At 52.5% G+C, this 19405-nt stretch carries 12 protein-coding genes; 3 read left to right on the forward strand and 9 right to left on the reverse strand.

Annotated elements, in window-relative coordinates; all coding sequences use genetic code 11:
* Positions 1 to 8: 8 nt before the first annotated feature.
* From ACETK5_RS25455 to ACETK5_RS25475, 5 genes are all read right to left on the reverse strand, one after another.
* Positions 9 to 2948 carry a family 10 glycosylhydrolase gene (locus ACETK5_RS25455; protein ID WP_394058593.1) on the reverse strand — a complete coding sequence of 980 codons (2940 nt, stop codon included), beginning with the start codon at positions 2946 to 2948 and terminating at the stop codon, positions 9 to 11.
* Between the two features lie 334 nt (positions 2949 to 3282).
* Positions 3283 to 4278, reverse strand: a complete 996-nt coding sequence (locus ACETK5_RS25460; RefSeq protein WP_394058595.1) for a Gfo/Idh/MocA family protein — start codon at positions 4276 to 4278, stop codon at positions 3283 to 3285.
* Positions 4279 to 4317: 39 nt separating this feature from the next.
* Positions 4318 to 4644: an antibiotic biosynthesis monooxygenase family protein gene (locus ACETK5_RS25465; RefSeq protein ID WP_326117225.1), complete on the reverse strand. Its 327-nt coding sequence runs from the start codon at positions 4642 to 4644 to the stop codon at positions 4318 to 4320.
* A gap of 175 nt (positions 4645 to 4819) precedes the next feature.
* Positions 4820 to 10906 carry a phosphodiester glycosidase family protein gene (locus tag ACETK5_RS25470; protein ID WP_394058598.1) on the reverse strand — a complete coding sequence of 2029 codons (6087 nt, stop codon included), beginning with the start codon at positions 10904 to 10906 and terminating at the stop codon, positions 4820 to 4822.
* Positions 10907 to 11381: 475 nt separating this feature from the next.
* Positions 11382 to 12476: a CapA family protein gene (locus tag ACETK5_RS25475; protein ID WP_394058600.1), complete on the reverse strand. Its 1095-nt coding sequence runs from the start codon at positions 12474 to 12476 to the stop codon at positions 11382 to 11384.
* 414 nt (positions 12477 to 12890) lie between these two features.
* On the opposite strand from ACETK5_RS25475, the gene ACETK5_RS25480 reads away from it, so the two are divergent.
* Genes ACETK5_RS25480 through ACETK5_RS25490 form a run of 3 tightly spaced genes read left to right on the forward strand, consistent with a single transcriptional unit; the run spans position 12891 to position 14536 of the window.
* On the forward strand, positions 12891 to 13373 hold the full coding sequence (locus tag ACETK5_RS25480) for an Lrp/AsnC family transcriptional regulator (RefSeq protein ID WP_216534678.1): 483 nt from the start codon (positions 12891 to 12893) through the stop codon (positions 13371 to 13373).
* Between the two features lie 51 nt (positions 13374 to 13424).
* Positions 13425 to 13994: a chromate transporter gene (locus ACETK5_RS25485; protein WP_394058602.1), complete on the forward strand. Its 570-nt coding sequence runs from the start codon at positions 13425 to 13427 to the stop codon at positions 13992 to 13994.
* The gene (locus ACETK5_RS25490; RefSeq protein ID WP_394058604.1) at positions 13994 to 14536 is read left to right on the forward strand and encodes a chromate transporter; all 543 of its coding nucleotides are present in this window, start codon (positions 13994 to 13996) and stop codon (positions 14534 to 14536) included. Before ACETK5_RS25485 ends, ACETK5_RS25490 begins: the two co-directional genes overlap by 1 nt.
* Positions 14537 to 15145: 609 nt before the next feature.
* Here ACETK5_RS25490 and ACETK5_RS25495 read toward each other — a convergent pair.
* The 4 genes from ACETK5_RS25495 to ACETK5_RS25510 all read right to left on the reverse strand — a co-directional run bounded on the left by ACETK5_RS25495 (position 15146) and on the right by ACETK5_RS25510 (position 19404).
* A complete protein-coding gene (locus ACETK5_RS25495; protein WP_394058606.1) occupies positions 15146 to 15517 on the reverse strand; it encodes a Rieske (2Fe-2S) protein in 372 nt (123 codons plus the stop codon).
* A gap of 332 nt (positions 15518 to 15849) precedes the next feature.
* Positions 15850 to 16905 carry an amidohydrolase family protein gene (locus ACETK5_RS25500; protein ID WP_394058608.1) on the reverse strand — a complete coding sequence of 352 codons (1056 nt, stop codon included), beginning with the start codon at positions 16903 to 16905 and terminating at the stop codon, positions 15850 to 15852.
* Between the two features lie 28 nt (positions 16906 to 16933).
* Entirely contained in the window at positions 16934 to 18484 is a 1551-nt protein-coding gene (locus ACETK5_RS25505; RefSeq protein WP_326117231.1) for an ABC transporter substrate-binding protein, read from the reverse strand.
* Positions 18485 to 18543: 59 nt separating this feature from the next.
* Positions 18544 to 19404, reverse strand: a complete 861-nt coding sequence (locus ACETK5_RS25510; RefSeq protein WP_100540619.1) for a carbohydrate ABC transporter permease — start codon at positions 19402 to 19404, stop codon at positions 18544 to 18546.
* Position 19405: the final 1 nt, after the last annotated feature.

Genomic DNA, 19405 nt, shown 5'->3' on the forward strand with positions numbered 1-19405 from the left:
TGTAAAACTCACGGTTTGCTCGGTTTCCCCGGTGGATTCACCGGGGGCTTTCCAGGCTTACCGCTTTGTTTCACTTTCACCGTGACCGGTTTGCTTGCGGTACTCTCGTTATGCAGACGATCGACGGCCGTCACAACATAAGTGTAGGTTTGTCCCTTTACGACGGTATGATCAACAAAGGCCTGCGTCGTACCGGCGGTTTTTCGGAGAGTCCCTAACAAATGCGACGGATCTTGAACACTGCCGGTTCCTCTGCCATCAAAACGATAAACCGCATAATACGTCTCATCATCTGTCGACCTCCAGCTTAGCTTCACGCCATCCTGCTCGTGATCAGCCTTTGGCTTCTTGGGCGCATTCGGCGCTTCCGAATCGATCCAAGGCATCGCCGGGATCAAGGCCGGATATCGATATAGATCGTTCTTCAGTCTGTCCGTAAACCCGAGCGCGTTATCCTTAAACCATCTGGAGCTGAAGTACATGCTGCCCAGGACTTCCTCAAAGTTGCGGTTGTAATGGATCTGGTTTGGCATCTCTTCGGGGTTGGACCAATCGGTATTCGACCCGATTTTGTATACGGCTTGTCCGCTGTATAGATGAACGTTCTTGCCGGACACGATCCCGCTCCACCAATCGATCAGCTTATCGTAAGCGGCAGCGGAATAACCGATATTCCAATAAATCTGAGGCGTAATATAATCGATCCACTCTTCTTCAACCCATTTCTTCGAGTCGGCATAGATGGCATTGTAACTCTCAAGGCCATTGGTTTCAGAGCCGGTCGGATCACTGGATTTATTTTTCCAGATACCAAACGGGCTGATGCCGAATTTCACGTAGCTCTTCTCTGCCTTGATGGCTTCGTTCACGTTCTGAATGAATTGATTGACGTTATTTCTTCTCCAGTCTCCCTTATTCGTAAAGGAGCCTTTATATTGGTTAAAGGTGTCCGTATCCGGGAAATCCACGCCGGTTACGGGATACGGGTAGAAGTAATCGTCAAAATGCACGGCGTCGATGTCGTAATTCCGAACGACCTCCAAGATGCCGTCAATAATAAACTGCTGTGCCTCCGGTATCCCCGGGTTGAAATAGAGCTTGCCTCCATATTCTTCGACCCACTCCGGATGCTGCCTCGCCGGGTGGGTGGCTACAAGTTTGTTAACGTCCCCTTGAAGACTGATGCGGTATGGATTAAACCAGGCATGAAACTCCATGTTCCGCTTATGGACTTCCTCCAGCAGGAATGCCAGCGGATCGTACCCCGGATCCTTACCCTGAACTCCCGTCAGCCATTCGGACCATGGCCCGTAATTGGACGGGTAGAATGCATCCGCCGTCGGCTTGATCTGCATAATGACCGCGTTCATCCCCGCATCCTCCAGCTGATCAAGCAGGCTGATAAACTGCTGTTTCTGCTGATCCGGATCGGTGACTCCTTTGGCTGGCCAGTCAATATTGTCGACGGTTGCAATCCAGGCCGCTCTCAGCTCGGCTTTTGGATGCTCAGAAGCTTTATTCACCGTGATGTAGAGGGAACTGGTCTTTCCTTGGAATGTGGCTGTTACTCTAGCGGAACCTATCTTCAAGCCGGATACCACTCCTTTATCATCAACAGCGGCTACATCCGGATGACTGCTGGTAAACGTAACGCCTTCCGTTATGATCATCGGCTCTTCCATCCAGGAGTAGGTTGCGGACACCGCCGTCTCGAAGGAGTCTCCAACCGTAACCGCTGTAAGACCTTGAAGTTCGATGCTCTGCAGAACAGGAACCGGATCCGTCACCGTAATGGCATGCTGTGCGGTTATTCCGCGGTACGAAGCCGTAATGTCTGCCGTTCCTGCGGAAACTGCGGTCAATTGACCGGCTTGGTCTACCGATACAACGCCCGGCTGATCACTTACATAGCTAATTCCTTCAGTCAGCCATACCGGATCCGTCTGGTTTCCGTATACGGAGTAAACCACACTGGTTCTCAAGTTGCCGGTAAGACTGGTTTCCATATGAAGCGGCCCGGATAACAGCAATTCTCCAGGGGCTGGCGCATCCTGCGTAATATGAAGCTCATACTGAGATTTTGGTGCATCTCCGTATTCCGCTGTTATGGTTACCGTTCCCGGCGCCAATGCTTCAATGGTGTCGTATGTAGCGCCCGTGACAGTAGCGATGTTATCGTCACTGCTGGTGAGTTTCACGCCGGTTGTTAATAAATCAGGTTCCGTATGTCCTTCATAGGTTGCATATACTTGGGGTTTCACCGTTTCTCCAACGCCCATGGGCGTCAGCCCGCCAATGTCGAGCCCGTACACCTGGGAAGCCGTATAGAATGCGGACAGCCTGTCAAAGTATACGGTACCTTTGTTTTTATTCGTATCCTTTAATTCGGTGATATAGATTTGATTCACTTTGAGAGGAGCCTTGATGGTAGAGGGAACGTTAAATTTGACGTATTTCCAGCCCTTCCAGCTAAAACCGGAGGTCGACGTTAAATCCACGGCATGCTTGCCGCCGGAAGAATCCTGAAGCTGGGCCCGGAGCCAGTGGTTCCCGCCATCGCCGTAAACCCACAAGCCGAGTGCAGTCGGTGAACCAGAAACGCTTCTGCCGGTAGAACCGTCCGGGTCTTTGAGGTTGAGGTAAGCCGCCGAGGTGCCGGATTCGCTGCCCACAAAATCATAAGTTAGAGCTGCAGCATGATGACCGTAATAGATTGGCTCCGGCCTCCCTACTACATCCAGCTGGGCCTTTCCCCTTGCGGAAGACGCGGACAAATTTGTTATCGATTCAAAATCTTCGATGACGACAGCCCCTGGCTCTCCGGTGCTTGCGTACGCATCAAATGAATTACCCCAAGCGGAAACAGCCGAGCTGAACATCACGGCTAACGCCAGCGTCATGGATAGAATCGACTTGCTGCTACGATAGACACGCCTTTTGATTATCATTCACGAATTCACTCCCTTTAGTATGAGTGCTTGCTATCCAAACTGAAGTCCAATTCCAAGCGAAATCGGCTGCCGCTCACCTCCTATCGATCTGCTAGAATAGATGATCGTGATGGTCTTACACACATGTTCATCTCTATCTCTATCATATTGAAATTTTATTTCAAATTTCAATAGTTTTAATAAAATATAATTTTATAAATCAGGCAGGAATTTCAGCTGTCCATGACGTAGGGAATCACAAAAAAGAAGCCAACATGGGACAATCCCCCGTATTGGCTTCTTCATTCATTCAGTTCACGTATTCAAGAAGTCCGATTATCAGCTTCACGGCTTAACCTTCCGAAGGATACCTCAATCCCCACTGCCCCCGGATTTGATCCAGCAGCCTCATAATCGCAAGCGACTCGTCCAGCGGCATCACATCGCTCTCGAGCCGTCCTTCCAGCAGGCAACGTCCCACTTCGTAAGCCTCGAAGCTATACCCTTTTTCCTGACGGTCATCTGTAACAACCAGCGGTTCCTCGCCATCTACATGAAGCGAAGCGGAGGTTGCATTCAGGAAAGAAGGTATGTGAATATACCCGTTGGTGCCATAAATATAAGCTTCATTCGTCAGTCCCAGCCGGATCGCCCCGTTTAACGAAGCGGTCTTGCCGGATTCATAAGATAGAATAACCGAGAACTGCTCATCTACGCCCGTCTCGCCGATATGCGCGGTACTCCATATCTTCTCCGGCTCGGTTCCAAAAATCATGGAGGCAAACGACACCGGATAAATACCCGCATCCAGCAGCGCGCCGCCGCCAAGTTCCAGGTTCAGCAAACGGCCCTGCGGATTCCAGCCGCTCCGAAACCCGAAATCGGCCTTCAGCAGCCGAACATCGCCGATAAGCCCTTCGTTCAGCCATTCGCGCACCTGCCGGATCGGCGGAAGGAAACGCGTCCACATGGCCTCCATCAGGAACAGCTTCTGCTCCCGTGCAGCCGCCACTACTTCCTCCAGTTCATCCCCGTTAATCGTGATGGGTTTCTCGCACAGGACGGCTTTGCCGGCATGAAGACACAGTAAGGCATGCTCCCGGTGCAGCGGATGCGGAGTCGCTATGTACACAACGTCGACGTCGGGATCCCCTACGAGCTCTTCGTAACTGCCATAAGCCCGCGGGATATCATATTTCGACGCAAACTCACCTGCACTGCTTGCCGTACGTGAGCCCACGGCCACAAACTGAGCATTCTCCACATACGCCAGATCGGCTGCAAACTGCTCCGCAATCCAGCCCGTCCCCATAATTCCCCATCTGATATTACCCGGATTCTGCATCATCATTTACTCCTCCTCATCCTCTTCCTTGATTGGCCTTGCCTAAAGCTTGTAGAAGCTATCCCTCTCCACCTTGCAAATTCGCAAGCCAAAGCTTTCATACCACTCGTTCTTGCCCCTTTCCTGCGCTACCTGATGTGCGGCATTCTCCTTCCATAAACGAATGGCCTCCAGGGAATCCCAGTACGATACCGTGATCCCGAGACCCTCATCCCGGGCAGACTCCACCCCCAAATAGCCAGGCTGCTGCGCTGCGAGCTCCGCCATTTTATCGGCCATCACCCCATAACCCCGGTCACCCTGTGTACGCTTGGACACAAAAATGCAGGCATAATACGGCGGCTTCGGCGTGTTCGCGTATTCCGTCATCCTCTTCCCCCTCTTCCCGGTGACCAGATTAGCCATTACTTCGATTTACATTCACTCATTGACCATGTAATCATTATATCGGAACTTCCGCCATTCTTTAACCTAAAAAAGAAACCGCCTCTCTCCTCTGTGATCATCTACAGGAGAAGAGAAGCGGTATTCTGCCTTCTAGCCTTTACTTCAGTTTGTGCAACAGATTATAGATGACCTGCGCGCTTTCCGCACGCGTGGTCAGGCCTTCCGGTTCAAAGCGGCTCGGTGTATGGCCCTGAACAAAACCGAGGGCATGCGCAGTTTCTACCGCTTCCCGAACCCAGTCCCGGGATGAAGCAAGGTCGGCAAAATCGCTGCCCGCGCTGATGCTCTCCTGCTGCTGTTTCATTGCGTGGGCATAAGCGCGCACCAGCATCGCCGCCATTTCCTGACGTTTAATCGGGGCGTCCGGATCAAAACGGTCTTTGCTAGTTCCATTCACGATGCCTGACTCGGCAGCTGCGGCCACAGCCTCTGCGTACCATTTGCTTGAAGCTACATCGGCGAACGGCGCAGAGCTCTCTGCCTGAAGATCAAGCAGACGAACCAGCATCGCCGCAAATTCGGCCCGGGTCACTTGCTGAGCCGGTGCGAAGCGGTCCGCGCTTACGCCTTCGATGAGCTGCTTCGCAGCCAAATCGGCAATCACTTCCGCGGCCCAGAATGAAGATGGCACATCGGCAAAGGTTTTCTCGTAATCCAGCAAACCGTAAGCGCTGAAATGGCGGATTCCCGCGGCCATGCGGCCGTCTTTGTTTACACCGCCAATATACTCCAGCTCACCATTGTCGGACAAATAGTATATGGCAATTCTTTTGCCGTTAGCTGCATTAGATAATGGCAGTTCCAGCGTGATCGGATGATCGAATTCCGTTAAGCTGTGGACTTTGCCATCCGCTTTCGTTAATTGAAGCTGGAACTTCAGCATGGCTCCCGCTGAAGTCAGCTTCGCACCGGAAGCGCGGGCAGCTTGCTCGATAAGCTCCTTCTTCTCCGCATCCGATAACGTGTCGGCACTCAGTTTCATCGTGCTCTTCTCAAGCTGCCCTGCATCTGCAAGGGCGCCCAGCTGGCGAAGCACTTCGGCCGGGATCGTTAGGGACAAATTCTTCGCTTCAAGGTGGATCGAACCATCCTTGAGGATGTCTGCTGCATTCCCTGGCAGCGTAATATCCGTAAAGCTTCCATCCATCGTTATTACAACTTGCCCGTTCGAGAGCTTGGCAGCCAGCTCGCTCACGGATAACGTGACACTGCCTGACGGCGGCGTTACCGGCGGCGTTACTGGTGGTGTAACTGGTGATGTTACCGGAGGCTGCACGGGCGGGTCTACCGGCGGCTCCGGTCCCGGATCGGGATTCCCCCCGCCCCGGGCGGTCACCTTCAAATCATATTCCGACTTGAACCCTTCGTAGGTTGCCCAAATGACGGTCGCCCCTTCTGCCAAAGCCCGTACCGAGCCCTGTTCATCAATGGAAGCTACGTCCGGCTTACTGCTCGCATAGGTGATGCCTTCGATTATACGGATACGGCTGCCGTCAGTATAAACGGCCTCCGTTACGGTCTGATCGGCGTCCCCGATCTTCAGCTCGGATTTGCCGCTTAAGCGTATCGATTCGATGCTGCCGTTCGGGATTCGGTCTACCGTAATCTTCACGTCTGCATAAACATCCGGCGCTGCCGTGCTGGTCGCTCTTACGACCGCGCTGCCCAGACCTTGAGCCGTCACGACGCCGTCTGCGGATACGTTGACGACATCATTCGACGGTTCGGAACTGTATACGGACCACACAACAGTTCGTTCAGCCCTGCGCGGCTTCACTAGAGCCACCAATTTTTGGCTCTCGCCTACAGCTAGCGTCAGTTGGTTTGGAGTTACTTCAATCCGCTGCGGTTCCGGCTTCGTATCCGACTTCGCCAGCGTAAACTCATCCACGACGCGTCCGTCAACGGTTTTGGTTACATAATAAAGCTCGTCTCCTTCCACTTCCACAGAAGCATACATCTGAGTTGGTTCATCGTCGACCACCTCATGCCAGCCTCGCTCCGTGTGAGAGTAGAATTTAGGCCCTGACGATCCCGCTACGACGTAGGTTGTGCCCTTCCCGTCCGCGGCAATTTGGTTGTTCATCATCGGGTAAGAACGAATATATATATGATCATGTCCGTTTAACACGAGATCCACGCCAAATTTCTCCAGCACCGGCGCCCACAGACTGCGTACCTCGGCGGAATCATAGATACTTCCATAAGGCCCGCGGTGGAACATCGCGATGGTCCATTCCTTCGTATTGTTAGCCAGATCCTGCTGGAGCCACTTCTTCTGCTCCTCCAGCTGATACTCGCTGTTCAGCATAATGAAATGAACGTCCTTGTAATCAAAAGAGAAGTTCGTTCCCTTCAGGCTGTCCAAGCCATTGCCCGGCTGATTAAAGTGAGCCAGGAAGTCCCCGTTTTCCTTATTCCCCATCACTTCATGGTTGCCGATGGCCGACACTAACGTCGTATTCAGGAAATGCTTCTGGGCTTCATCGAACCAATAGTTCCACTGCTCCTCCAGGAATCCCTTGTCCACCATATCCCCGGCATGGACCATGAATTCGGCGTCCGGATGCTCGGCTGCCGCCTTGTCGATTGTATTCCCCCACAGCTCGAACTCTTTCGAGGTGGAAGCCTGGGAATCGGCAAAATACAAAAATTTCGTTGTGTCTCCCGCAAGCTCCGTTGTTTTAAAGGAGCCTTGTGCACTGTAATGGCCTTGGCCGTCACCGACTCTGTACACATACTCTGTGCCCGGCTCAAGTCCGGCCGCTGTCGCTTTATGGACACGGACTGTGCCGAGATCCAAGGTATGGTACAACTCGCTGGCACCATTGAATTTCTGGACGTTCGGCGCATCGAAATCCGTAAATTCGGACCACTTGACCAGTTCCACGACGGTCTCATCCGTCGCCGGGTCCGTGTGCCAGTTCAGCATCCGCGACGTGGTCGGATCTTCTCCCATGCCCACGCTGATGTTGAACGGAGTAGGACTTCCAGCCAGCGGCGAAACCTTAAACTCCAATGCCGGGCTATATTGATTGCCTTTGACGGCCTGCACGGTATACGTCTTGACCTGGGACGTCAGCGCCCCCGTCTTCAGGATACCCACTGCATCCGTTGTGCCAACCGCTGCAGCGTCAGCCATGATCTGGACGCCTTCCACAGGCTGACCTTGGGCATCGGTCACTTCAAACACGGTTTCGTATCCCTGTACCGCTCCTTCCTCATTCCAGCTCAGCGCATAATGCGTTGCGATCTGCGATTCGATCGGAAGACCGTAGAACGAGAATTCGGTACTGCCCGTATCGGTGAAGGATACCGCTCCGGACGTGAGCGATATGATGCTGCTGCCGGTTGCGTTCTTTTTCACGTCGTACCGGATTTGGCCGATCCAATCCGTATCCTGCAGGGATGCGGTATGGATGTCCTTCCAAGTCACTTTCACCACTCCTGTTGTAGCGTCAATGTTCGCACTAACCTGGGATGGGCTCAGCTTGTCCCCCGGTATGAGCTCCAGATTCTCCACTTTGGTGGGATCGAATTGGAAATCGACATGCCCGCTGCGGATTTGGGATGTCTTCACACCGCCGATATCCAGCGTGTAACTGCCGCCAACATAGATCGTATCCGGCGTATTGTATACCACTTTGGCTGCACCGGTATTTACGGTGAAGTTCCATTCCTCGGTCGTTTGGTTGCCCGACAGATCGCGGACGGTGACTCTCGCCTGATGAACGCCATCGGCGAGCGGAACGCTTGGCGTGTAATGGATTCGTCCTTCCGGCGGATACAGGGTATGCTGCACCGGACTGCCGTCCAGATCGAACCGGATTTTGTCCGGATCAATTAAGGTGGTTCCCGGGTGTGCCACAGGATCATAGCCTGCATCCTCGGCATACACGGTAATGGTCGGCGTGTTCTCTGTAATCTCCGTACCGTTAGCCGGAGAGAATTTCTTTAAGATCGGCGGATCGATATCGTCATTGGCCGGACCGTACAATGCACGAATTTCGTCCACGTAAATGGCACCAGCGTCTTTTTTCGCCGCCTGGGTTTCCATGTAACGAACCGGCATGTCCATCACCAGCGGAAGCGTTCTTCCTTTGGGCACGGACGCTTCGAGATACTTCCATCCCTTGAAATCGACGCCGATCGTCTGATCGGTAAAATCGAGCGGGATCGCTCCCTTGCTGTCACGAATCTGGGCACGGAGCCAGTGAGCGTTGCCATCCCCGTAGACCCACATGCTGATTTTCTCCGGATAACCCGGAATTTCGATATTGTCCGCCGTACCGTTCGTCTGCAGATAAGCGCCGGAGGTACCCGTCATTCCTGTAAAATCATACTCCAGCTTCAAAGCGCCATTCCCGGATCGAATATAGGTCTCATCGGTTTCAATAGATACCTTGGTCGACTTGTACTGCGCTCCGGCGCTTGGTTTATAACGGCTAAGGCCGTTCTCGAAATCCTCGAGCATCACCGGCGGAAGCCCGACGTTCACATCGATTGAAGTCTCAATTTGACCGTACTTCACGAAGATTTTGCCGCTGACGTCCTGCTTGTCCGTGGCGGTAAACGTCCCGTTTCCGTCAATCGTCCCGATATCGCCTTCGGTACGCCACTCCAAACGGCTATTGTCGGCCTGTACCACTTGACCATTGCGAAGCGCCGTGACCTTGAGCGTCTCGGTCGAGCCGGAGGAGAAGGTCTTCACGGCGTCGGAGAACTTGAGCTCAGTCAGCTCATCAACGACTTCCAATGCGGCTTTACCCGTCAGAATACCGGATTGTACGGATACCTCGGTCAATCCAGATTGGTTGCCTGCCGTAAACGTACCGCTGGCGTCGATCGCCCCATAGGCTGGGTCAACGCCCCAAACCGCGGCCTCCGTCATTTTAGCCGGATGCAGATTCTGGTCTACCGCCGCCGTTTTGAAGGTAGCGGATGAACCGGTCAGCACTCTTTCCAGCGTGGGCGCCACAACAAGTTTATTCGCTGCTCCTTCAGGCGCCTTGTTCACCAGCAAAATGCCGTTGGCCGTTTTGCGTTCCCCGCCGTCCGACGGCGAGTTGAGCACCTTGCGCTCCGTTTCTCCCGGCAGGCGGGCAACGAAGGTGGCCGAACCGCCTCCGTCCAGATTTAGTGCGTTCACTACACCAAGCTCTTGCAGCATTTCGCCAAGCTCGATGTAGTTAAGCCCTTCACTGAACCCCGGCTGGCGGCCATCAACCTCGAACAGCACGACGGAGCCGTCCGCTTTGGTGCCCACCACCGTTCTCGGGTGTACAGCCGGATCGGTATGCTGCTGCACGACGCCATCCTTGACCAGCATCACGGTGCCGCCAATCGCCATCGTGACGTCCTGCCACTCGTTATCCAGCTGAAAACCAGCCGTCACTTCATCCCCTGCCTTCAGCCCGGCAAGCTTGCTCCGCTGCGAGCCCGAAGCGGACAATACCACTTGACCTTGGCCGATCGGCAAATTCCCCTGATCCTTAACAACGGAGACCACTTTCATCGTCAAGGTCTCCCCGCTGGCGACCCTGCCGCTCACGATATCCAGAATCACTTCGTCTCCCAGATTATTGGTCATCGTGGTGGCATTGAATTTTTCGGTATAAAGAACAAGTGCGTCCGTCCCTCTTAGACGGTTGATAGAGGACAGGCTGCTGACCGTTCCGCCTATCGTCACATTTTTCGTTAATTTCGGACTGCCGTAGAGGCTCGTTCCGTCCTGTTTAATGCCAAAGGCGTTCCTGCCGCTGGGCGGATCCGTCAATAGCTCTCCGTCCCCCATGAACAATCCGAGCGGAATTCCGGTGGACATATCGTAGAAATCTCCGTTCACCGCCGCGATGACGCGATTGCCTGCCTTGTCGGCATCCGACGCCATTTTGCTGACTCCCTGCATGCCGTATACCTTGCCATCGGTGAGACCCGGCTGAAGCTCCAGATTTCCCTGCGATGGATCAAATTCCACCATATGGACCTTCTGCTCGCCGCTGCCTTTTTGCATATTCGCCCACGTGTATGTAGCCCCCGGCCCGATCTCCATCTGCCGCATATCAATGACCGATGCAGCGGCAGCCATTGGGTCGGCAGCAGCAGCTTGTCCTGCGGGAAACAGCAGCGATAGAAACATCACACCGCTGAGCAGCGATGATATTCTCTTTTTGCTCCTTAACATGTACATGAATTCCTCCTTCTCTATGCTTGGACTCTGGTTCCTCTCGGTTGTAAGTCCGCTCATGAACGAAAGACCTACTCGGGAGTATAGCGCTCGCTTGTTAATTCCACCTCCAATCTGTGTTAAGACGAAGTTAACTCTGCCGCTATCGGCTTTACATTCAGTCATTAGCTGGAAGGGCTGCAAAAAAGTATGTTACCGCTTCGTATTCACCGCTTCCAACGGCCCAAGTTAACTCGACTTTTCTCCCTTTATCATATTGAAATAATATTTCAATTTACAATACATTTTGTAAAATTTTATTTTATTTTTACAGCAGGAATTTCCGGCTGAATGGCGTAAAAGCAGTTTTTGTCGGATACGGGGAATGAAAAAAAACGCCTTGCCGCCAGTTTCCGACTTATTTTTACGGCGAGCTTCCCCAGGAAACAAAAAAACAACCGCCGCCTATGGCCGCAGTTGTTTTAACTTCCTATTATTTTTTGGTGACGTTACCGTTGGCATCAATTTTTGCATTGTAGGAGAGTTTGTTCAGTTTCGCGATGATGTCTTTGTTGTACTTCTTGTCCATCAGATTCGGTTGACCTTGAATAATCTTCACCGGCGTAATCCGGCTTGTGATCTTGGAGCCCTGGATTTCAAAATGGACCATCATCGACAACAAGGTATTGTCACCGCCCCGGGTCGAGCGATTAAACACGAAGTTGCCAAGCGAATAATAAATCGGCTTGTTCTTATAATATTCGATGCCCATCAAGGTATGGCTATGAGAACCAATAATGATGTCGGCACCGGCGTCGATCATCTTCTTCGCCATCGTGCGAGCATACTCTTCCGGATAATCGGCGAATTCCTGGTTCCAGTGAATGTACACGATCGTATAATCGTTGGTTTTGGCCGACTTCTTAATATGGGTCAGCATAGGCTCCATCGTGTAGGCGGAGGCAGCACCCGGATGGTTCTTGCCCGCGATCCAGGAATTGTCCGACAGCACCCTGCTGACGCCCAGCACCGCAATTTTCTTTCCGTCAATGTTCTTCTCGTAAGGCTGGAAGGCCTCGTCCATATTGCGCCCGGCTCCCGTGTACCCGATCTTCTGGCGCTTCAGATGGGTAATCGTATCCAGCATCGCCTGCTGCCCATAGTCCAGAATGTGATTGTTGGCCAGCGTTACGCCGTCGATTCCCGCATAGACCAAGCCCTGAAGCGTGTCCGGCTTCGAACGGAAAGCAAAGGTTTTGTCCGCCGCTTTGCCCCGAATGGAGACCGGCGTCTCAAGGTTGGCAAACGCCATATCCGCCTTTTTCAAGATGGGGGCTACCTTCTTAAAAGGATATAGGTTACCTAATCTATCAATCTGGTTCCCCACGTAGCCGTCCAACAGAATGTCGCCTGCAAAAACAAGATCTATCGGCTTGTTCTTCGACTTGGCTTGAGTGGTTGCGCCCGCTGCATCCTTGGTTTCCTGGGCCTTGCTCTGAGTCTGTTTCCCATCCATGCCCGCTGCCGAAACAATGCTGACCGGGAGAAGCATAACGATAACCAGAATGAGGCAAAATAATTTCTTCATATCCATGCCGCCCTTTCCAAATAAAAACTCTAAGAAGCTAGTCATTTACCACGTTTATCCTATCATAAAATGATATAAAAGGGTAATTATATCAAATGATCCATTTAATAGAATTAAGAATGGCCTCTAACCAGTTAGCCTTTCAGGACTACGCATGCGGATCATTCTTCGGATCCCTGTCGCCCCAGATTTTTCAAACGGATGACGAGTGGGGAAAAATCTATCTTTTTCTATCCATAGTCTTAGACTTAAAAAGCGGGCAAAAAGTTTCAACCATCGCTTATCATGTTGAAAACTTCATAAATTGCTTATATATTTATACGTATCGTAATTAAATAAGATTTTCTGATTACGTTTTGTAATATCTATACGAGGTATTTCTTACATATAAGTAATCTAAAGGAGCTGAAGCCCATGAATATTCATTCTTCAGGTGAGAACGCGCCTCTCCTGATTGATGATACGGACCGCAAAATCATTGCAATCCTCGGCAAGAACGGGCGAATCTCGTACACGGATTTGGCCAAAGAGATTGGATTGTCCCGCGTTGCGGCACAGGCCAGGGTCAATGCCCTGATCGATGACGGCGTTATTGAACGGTTCGCGGCGGTCATTAATCCGGAGAAAGTGGGGATTTCGGTATCTGCTTTTTTCAATGTGGAGGTCGAACCCAAACATTTACAGCAGGTCGCGGACACATTGGAGAACGAGCCGTATGTAACAAGTCTTTATCATATGACCGGTCCCAGCAAGCTGCATATGCACGGACTGTTTACCGATCATAAGGAAATGGAAATGTTTTTAAATGAGAAGCTTTACCCGCTCCCGGGCATTACGAGTGTGGACACGCAGATCTTAATCAAGCGTTATAAAAGCCGAATGGGCATTCGACTCTAACTCTCGACAGAAAGGACTCATACCTTGCCTGATAAAACTAGCAACCCATACATGGAATTATCGTTCGGCATGTTCCGAACCGGAATACTCGGCTACGGCGGCGGGCCTTCGGTTATTCCGTTGATCCGTCACGAGGCCGTCGTTCGTTACAACTGGCTCAGCGATGATGAATTCGGAGAGGTGCTCGCGCTCGCCAACGCGCTTCCTGGCCCCATCGCCACGAAGATGGCCGCCTATCTCGGTTACCGGGAAAAAGGGGTGCTTGGCGCCATCGTTGCCGTTCTCGCGCATATCCTTCCGACCTGTATCGCGATGATCGCGCTGCTGTCGGCCGTGACGTTCCTCAGCAGCTCCAAAGTGGTGGCGGGCATGATTGCCGGCGTTACGCCGGTCATTGCCGTCATGCTGGGCACGATGGCTTACGAATTTGGCGAGAAGGCTGTGAAGGGGCTCGGCATCTACGCCGGGATCGGATTTTTCGTGGTGTCGTTTCTTCTGCTGGAGAGTTTCCAGATTCATCCGGCCCTCGTCATTATGCTGTTCCTTGCATATGGCACCCTACATTTCAAAACCGTAGCCAAATTAAAAAAGCAAAGACGGGATAAGGAGGGATCCGCCTAATGGAAGAATGGCTTCAGCTGCTGATCAGCTTTTTTGTCTCCAACGTGCTCGGTTATGGCGGCGGTCCCGCTTCCATCCCGCTCATGTACAAGGAAATCGTCACGAATCACGGCTGGCTGACCGATCCGGAATTCTCCAACATGCTTGCGCTTGGCAACGCGCTTCCCGGCCCGATCGCCACCAAAATCGCCGCTTTTGTCGGGTACGACGTATCCGGCTGGATGGGCATGACCCTCGCCCTCGCTGCTACAGTCATCCCTTCCGCGGTAGCGCTCATCTGGCTGCTGAATCTGCTGCAAAAATATCGCACGTCGCCGGTGGTCAAAGGCATGACCCTGCTGGTTCAGCCCGTCATCGCCATCATGATGCTGACCCTGACCTGGCAGATCGGCAAAAGCTCCGTCATCTCCATCGGCCTCCTGCAATCCCTCGGTATCGCCGCCGTCGCTTTCTGGGCCATGAACATCCGCAAAATCCACCCGGCTTTGGTGATCCTGGCCGCGTTTGCTTACGGGGGATTGGTGTTGTCTCAGGTGATGTGAGGGGGATTGTAGAAAACAACTATAACCCGTTCGGGCAAGTCGCTGTAACTAAAAGAGCGAGTTTGAGGGGCACTTGCCCATCAATACTCGCTCTTTTTTCTAATCAAGAGCCATCCAAGCATACCCCGGACTACGCACCACGCACCACGCATCCTACGTATCCCCCGATTAGACCAACGGGGCAATGAGCAGAAATCACATGTGAACCGGACATCCAAAAATATGATCGCCATATCATTTAATTTGTCCCGAAAGTCCTCTTGCTCTATGGTCGAAAGGATTTTCTAACGGACACAGAGGACTTAGCGGACTCAGAGTACCTTATTTCATACAAAACAGCCCCTTTGGTAACTTTAGCGGACTCTGAGGACCTTATTTCATACGAAACAGCCCCTTTGGTAACTTTAGCGGACCCTGAGGACCTTATTTGCTGTTTTAATCGGTATTTGCACCCATAATTCGCACAATAGCGGATCTGGAGTCCGGTACATTGTAAAAAATCGAGTTATGATCTTAAATAACGGATCTAGGGTCCGTTAAAAGCTGACACAAGTGACTTGAGTGCCCATGGCTAGTAATGTTACCTGCAGCCCCATTAATTACATCCCTTCAACTCCCCGCCTGCTTCCTCCCCATCACCACCCCGATCTTGCCCTCTTGGACCTCCACCTTATACTTCTTCACCCGGATGCGGTCGCTGAACAGCGACTTGCCGGTCTGCAGGTCGAACTCCCAGCCATGCCAGGGACAGCGGACGATCTCGCCCGCCCGGCCGTATTCGTAATCATACACCTCCGAAGGAAGCGTCGTGCCGGAGACCAGTCCTGCGCAGATTGGCGCCCCCTGATGCGGGCAGTAGTTCAGAATCGCATGATACTCGCCGTTGACCCGATAGATGCCGATTTCGCGTCCCTCTATGTTCACGACCGCGTGCCCGCCCTCCGGAACGTCCTCCTCCGCCAGCACGTAATGTACCGCCATACATGCCACCTCCTTGCCTATGCGCCCAGCTTTGTAGGGTTTTGCTTTGCTTTGACTTTGGTTCAACTTTGGTTCGACTTTCTTTCGCCTTTGTTTTCGCCTTTGTTTTCTACTTTCTTTCGCCTTTGATTTCGACTTTGATTTCGACTTTCTTTCAACTTTGTTTTCGACTATGTTTTCGACTTTCGTTTGTCTTTGGCTCGTCTTTGGTTCGTCTTTGGTCTGACTTTGGTTTGCCCATAGCCCCAGCTTCAATTATTCGTGCTAGGTTCATACGGATGCCGTTCATCCATTTATCCATTTATCCATTCATCCATCCATCACCCATTCCCTCATTCCAACCGGTACAGCTGCCTCGCATTCTCATAAAAAATCTTCCGCCGCGCCTCCGGCTTCAGCCCCCGCAAAATATGGCTTGGCGAGTCGAAGTCCCAATGCGGATAGTCGCTGGAATAGAGCAGCATGTTCTCGGCATCGATCATGTTGAAGAGATCGATGAGATGCTGCGGATTGTCGGGCTCCTCAATCGGCTGCGTCGATAAGTAGCAGTGATCCCGGATGTACTCGCTTGGCATTCTCGTCAGCCAGGGCACGGTTGCGCGCAGTGCCTTGTAGTTTTTGTCCAGCCGCCACATCAGGGCCGGCAGCCAAGCCACTCCGCCTTCAACCAGAACGACCTTCAGGTTCGGGTATTTCACGAATACGCCCTCGCATACCATGCTTACCAGATGCGCCATGAACATTTGGGAGAGGCAGGTGTGCCACTCAATGTAGCGGGTCGGGTAGCCGGCCGCGGTGGGAGCCGTCGAGCTCCCACCGCCTTCCGCTCCCGGGTGGATTGCGAGCGGAAGGCCGTTGCGCTCCGCCGCTTCATAGATCGGGTGATAGTGGCGCTGACCCAGCGGCGACCTCGCCGCACTGGAGATCATCACCTCCACGATATCCGGATGGCCGCCGATCCGGTCGATCTCGCGTGCCGCCAGCAGCGGGTCCTGGGTAGCTACCGCCATGGCTCCCTTAAAAGCTTTATGCTTGCCAAGCCACTCGGCGATCAGATAATCGTTATAAGCCGAGCATATCGCGGCCGCGTAATCCGGATCATGCGTAGAGGAGATATTGTAGACGACGCCCGTCAACACGGCGTAGTCCAGATTGTAGCCTTCGATCAGCTGCTTAATCATATAATCGGGATCGGAGCCGGCTTTTCCTCCCCCCGGAGGGATCGAGTCTTTTTTCATCACGCCGATCGGCGAGTAATACCCTGATCCTGCATATCCGATGCCGGATGCCGCTACCCGGGAGCGCCAGGGCTCCTGCAGATATGGCAGCAGCGCCCTGTCGTCCTGCTCGTTATGAACGTCGACATCAATAATTTTCATATCGTCCATTACCTGATTCCTCCATCTCCATCGCGGATTACTTGCCGCCGTATGTGCGAGTATAGGCGGTGTTGTACATGGTAAGGAGTTCATCGGAGCCGAGTTTCTTGGCCTGGTCAATAAACTGCTGATAGGTGGAATCATTAATCGGGGTTTTGCCGGTTACGAACTCCGTCACCTTCTGTTCAAGGAATTTGTTCAGATTGTTCAGCTTCGATTTCTCGAGCTCCAGCTCCTCTTCCGTCTTGACGATCTGTTTCGGTGCCGGCACGATGTACTGCTCATATCGGGCGTTAATATCCTTGCTCTTCTCACTCAATCCGCGCTCCCACACCTCACGGGATTTGGCGTTATTCAGCGTAATCAGGTCATACCATACGCCCCAGTCCTTGCGCAGCGCATTAAACGGAGACTCGCCGAACTCCTTGTTATATACCGCTTTGCCGTCCTCCATCGTATACGTTTTGCCTTCGATTCCTAGGGACAGATAATTCGTTCCCTCTTCGCTGACCAAATAATCGAGGAATTGGACGGCGCGCTCCTTATCCTTGGCTTTAGCCGAGATCGCTCGACCGACGGTGCCAACGACCGGACGGGAGAACTGATAGTTCTTGATCCCTTCGGCGGCAAAGGAAGGAATCGCATCCAGCTCATACTCGGCCGTACCAGCCCCCCTCGCCTTCGCTACAAGCGACTCCAGATCGGCCTTCCAGAAAAACGTCACCAGGGATTTGCCCGTCAGTATGCGCTCCTCCCACTGCGCTTGCGTCAGCAGCGAGAATTCCGGATCCAGCAATTTTTCCGCATACAGTTTATTCAGATAGACCAGCATATCCTGATAGTTTTCATGGTATGGGGCGAATGCGTATTGGTCGGTGGTCGGATCCAGATTATAGAAGCCGCTGATGCCCGTGAAGATACGCCCGAAGGTCGTATACAGCCCCGTATCGCCAACGATCGCGTTCGATATGAGCGGATAGGAGTCCGGCACCTTTTCTTTCAACGTTTTCAGATATTGATAAAATTCATCCACGGTGGTCGGGGCCTGTATCCCGTGCTGATCCATAATGTCCTTGCGGGCATACCAGATAAAGTTGAAGCCCTTGCCCTCCGCATCCCCTTCCAGGACAGGTACGGTATACAAGCCTCCGTCCGTGCCGGTTGCCAGCGCCTTGGCTTCAGGATATTTTTCGTAAAATGCTTTAAGATTCGGTGCCCGATCCAAATAATCATTAAGATTCAGGAACACCTTCTCCGGCCCATGCTCCCTGCCGTCCTGCGTCGGCACCTGGATAAAATCCGTAGCCGTATTCGTGGCAATCATGATCTGCCTTTTCTCCTCAAGCCCTTCCTGGCTTACGATCTGGAACTTCACTTTGACGCCCGTCTTGGCCTCGATCTCTTTGAAAATCTCCCAGTCATCCCGAACCTTGCCCTCCACCCGGTCGTATACGAGCCATGAAAAAGTAACCGGTTTGTCAGGACTTAACGTCCCCGAGTCGTCCTTGCCCCCGCTGGTGCATCCCGTAACCAGCATCGCGCAGAGCAGGATCATGGCAAGCGCTGTTCTGAACCCCTTTCGCCGCATTCCCTAACCTCCTTTTTATCATCACAACGTATAGAGATGGATTTACTTGAAATCCATGACTATCCCTTAATGCCGCCAATCATCGTGCCCTGTACAAAATATTTTTGGATAAACGGATAAACGCATAGGATAGGCAGCGTACCGATCATGATCATGGCATATTTCAACGTCTCCAGATGCGTCAGGTCGCCCTCGCCCTGCACATTCGTACCAGCGATCAGGATGTTGCGCATCATGATTTGCAGCGGGTACATCTCCCGGTCATTCAGATAGATCAAAGCGCTGAAAAAAGAGTTCCATTGATTCACGGCCGTGAACAGGCCGATCGTGACCATCACCGGTACGGATAGCGGCAGCACGATCCGCACCAGAATCTGTATGGATCCGCAACCATCGATGGCAGCCGCGTCCTCAAGCTCCTCCGGCAGCGCCTCGAAGAATGTCCGCATAATGAACAAATACCATGTGCTGATCAGCGACGGAAGGACAATTGCCCAGATCGTGTCCAGCATCCCCAGCTTCTGAACGATCAGAAAGGTCGGGATCATGCCGCCGCTGAACAGAAGCGTGAATGCCGCCATCAGCAAAATCACTCTCCGGCCGGGCAGCCACCGCTTTGCAAGCGGGTACGCCATCGCGGAGGTCGCAATCAGCGTCAGCACCGTATGCAGGAATGTGTACCGGATTGTATTCCAGTAACTCATCCAGAGATCGGGGTTATAGATAAGCTGTTCGTATGCGATCAGCGTAATCTTTTTTGGCCACAGCAGCACGGCGCCGCTTGCGACCATGGCATTATTGCTGATGGAAGCCGAGAATACGTACACCATCGGATAGGCCATCACCATGATCAGCACCATCATGAACAATACATTGAATACGTCAAACAGCTTTGAGGCGAAGCTTTCCTGCTTTTTCATC

The organism is Paenibacillus ilasis, from assembly GCF_043195395.1.
GTDB classification, from domain to species: Bacteria; Bacillota; Bacilli; order Paenibacillales; family Paenibacillaceae; genus Paenibacillus_AQ; species Paenibacillus_AQ lautus.

What these genes read in the sequence shown, in the direction of transcription:
- ACETK5_RS25455 (WP_394058593.1), bottom strand. Translation starts at nt 2,948, where the DNA reads ATGATAATCAAAAGGCGTGTCTATCGTAGCAGCAAGTCGATTCTATCC.
- ACETK5_RS25460 (WP_394058595.1), bottom strand. Translation starts at nt 4,278, where the DNA reads ATGATGCAGAATCCGGGTAATATCAGATGGGGAATTATGGGGACGGGC.
- ACETK5_RS25465 (WP_326117225.1), bottom strand. Translation starts at nt 4,644, where the DNA reads ATGACGGAATACGCGAACACGCCGAAGCCGCCGTATTATGCCTGCATT.
- ACETK5_RS25470 (WP_394058598.1), bottom strand. Translation starts at nt 10,906, where the DNA reads ATGTTAAGGAGCAAAAAGAGAATATCATCGCTGCTCAGCGGTGTGATG.
- ACETK5_RS25475 (WP_394058600.1), bottom strand. Translation starts at nt 12,476, where the DNA reads ATGAAGAAATTATTTTGCCTCATTCTGGTTATCGTTATGCTTCTCCCG.
- ACETK5_RS25480 (WP_216534678.1), top strand. Translation starts at nt 12,891, where the DNA reads ATGAATATTCATTCTTCAGGTGAGAACGCGCCTCTCCTGATTGATGAT.
- ACETK5_RS25485 (WP_394058602.1), top strand. Translation starts at nt 13,425, where the DNA reads ATGGAATTATCGTTCGGCATGTTCCGAACCGGAATACTCGGCTACGGC.
- ACETK5_RS25490 (WP_394058604.1), top strand. Translation starts at nt 13,994, where the DNA reads ATGGAAGAATGGCTTCAGCTGCTGATCAGCTTTTTTGTCTCCAACGTG.
- ACETK5_RS25495 (WP_394058606.1), bottom strand. Translation starts at nt 15,517, where the DNA reads ATGGCGGTACATTACGTGCTGGCGGAGGAGGACGTTCCGGAGGGCGGG.
- ACETK5_RS25500 (WP_394058608.1), bottom strand. Translation starts at nt 16,905, where the DNA reads ATGGACGATATGAAAATTATTGATGTCGACGTTCATAACGAGCAGGAC.
- ACETK5_RS25505 (WP_326117231.1), bottom strand. Translation starts at nt 18,484, where the DNA reads ATGCGGCGAAAGGGGTTCAGAACAGCGCTTGCCATGATCCTGCTCTGC.
- ACETK5_RS25510 (WP_100540619.1), bottom strand. Translation starts at nt 19,404, where the DNA reads ATGAAAAAGCAGGAAAGCTTCGCCTCAAAGCTGTTTGACGTATTCAAT.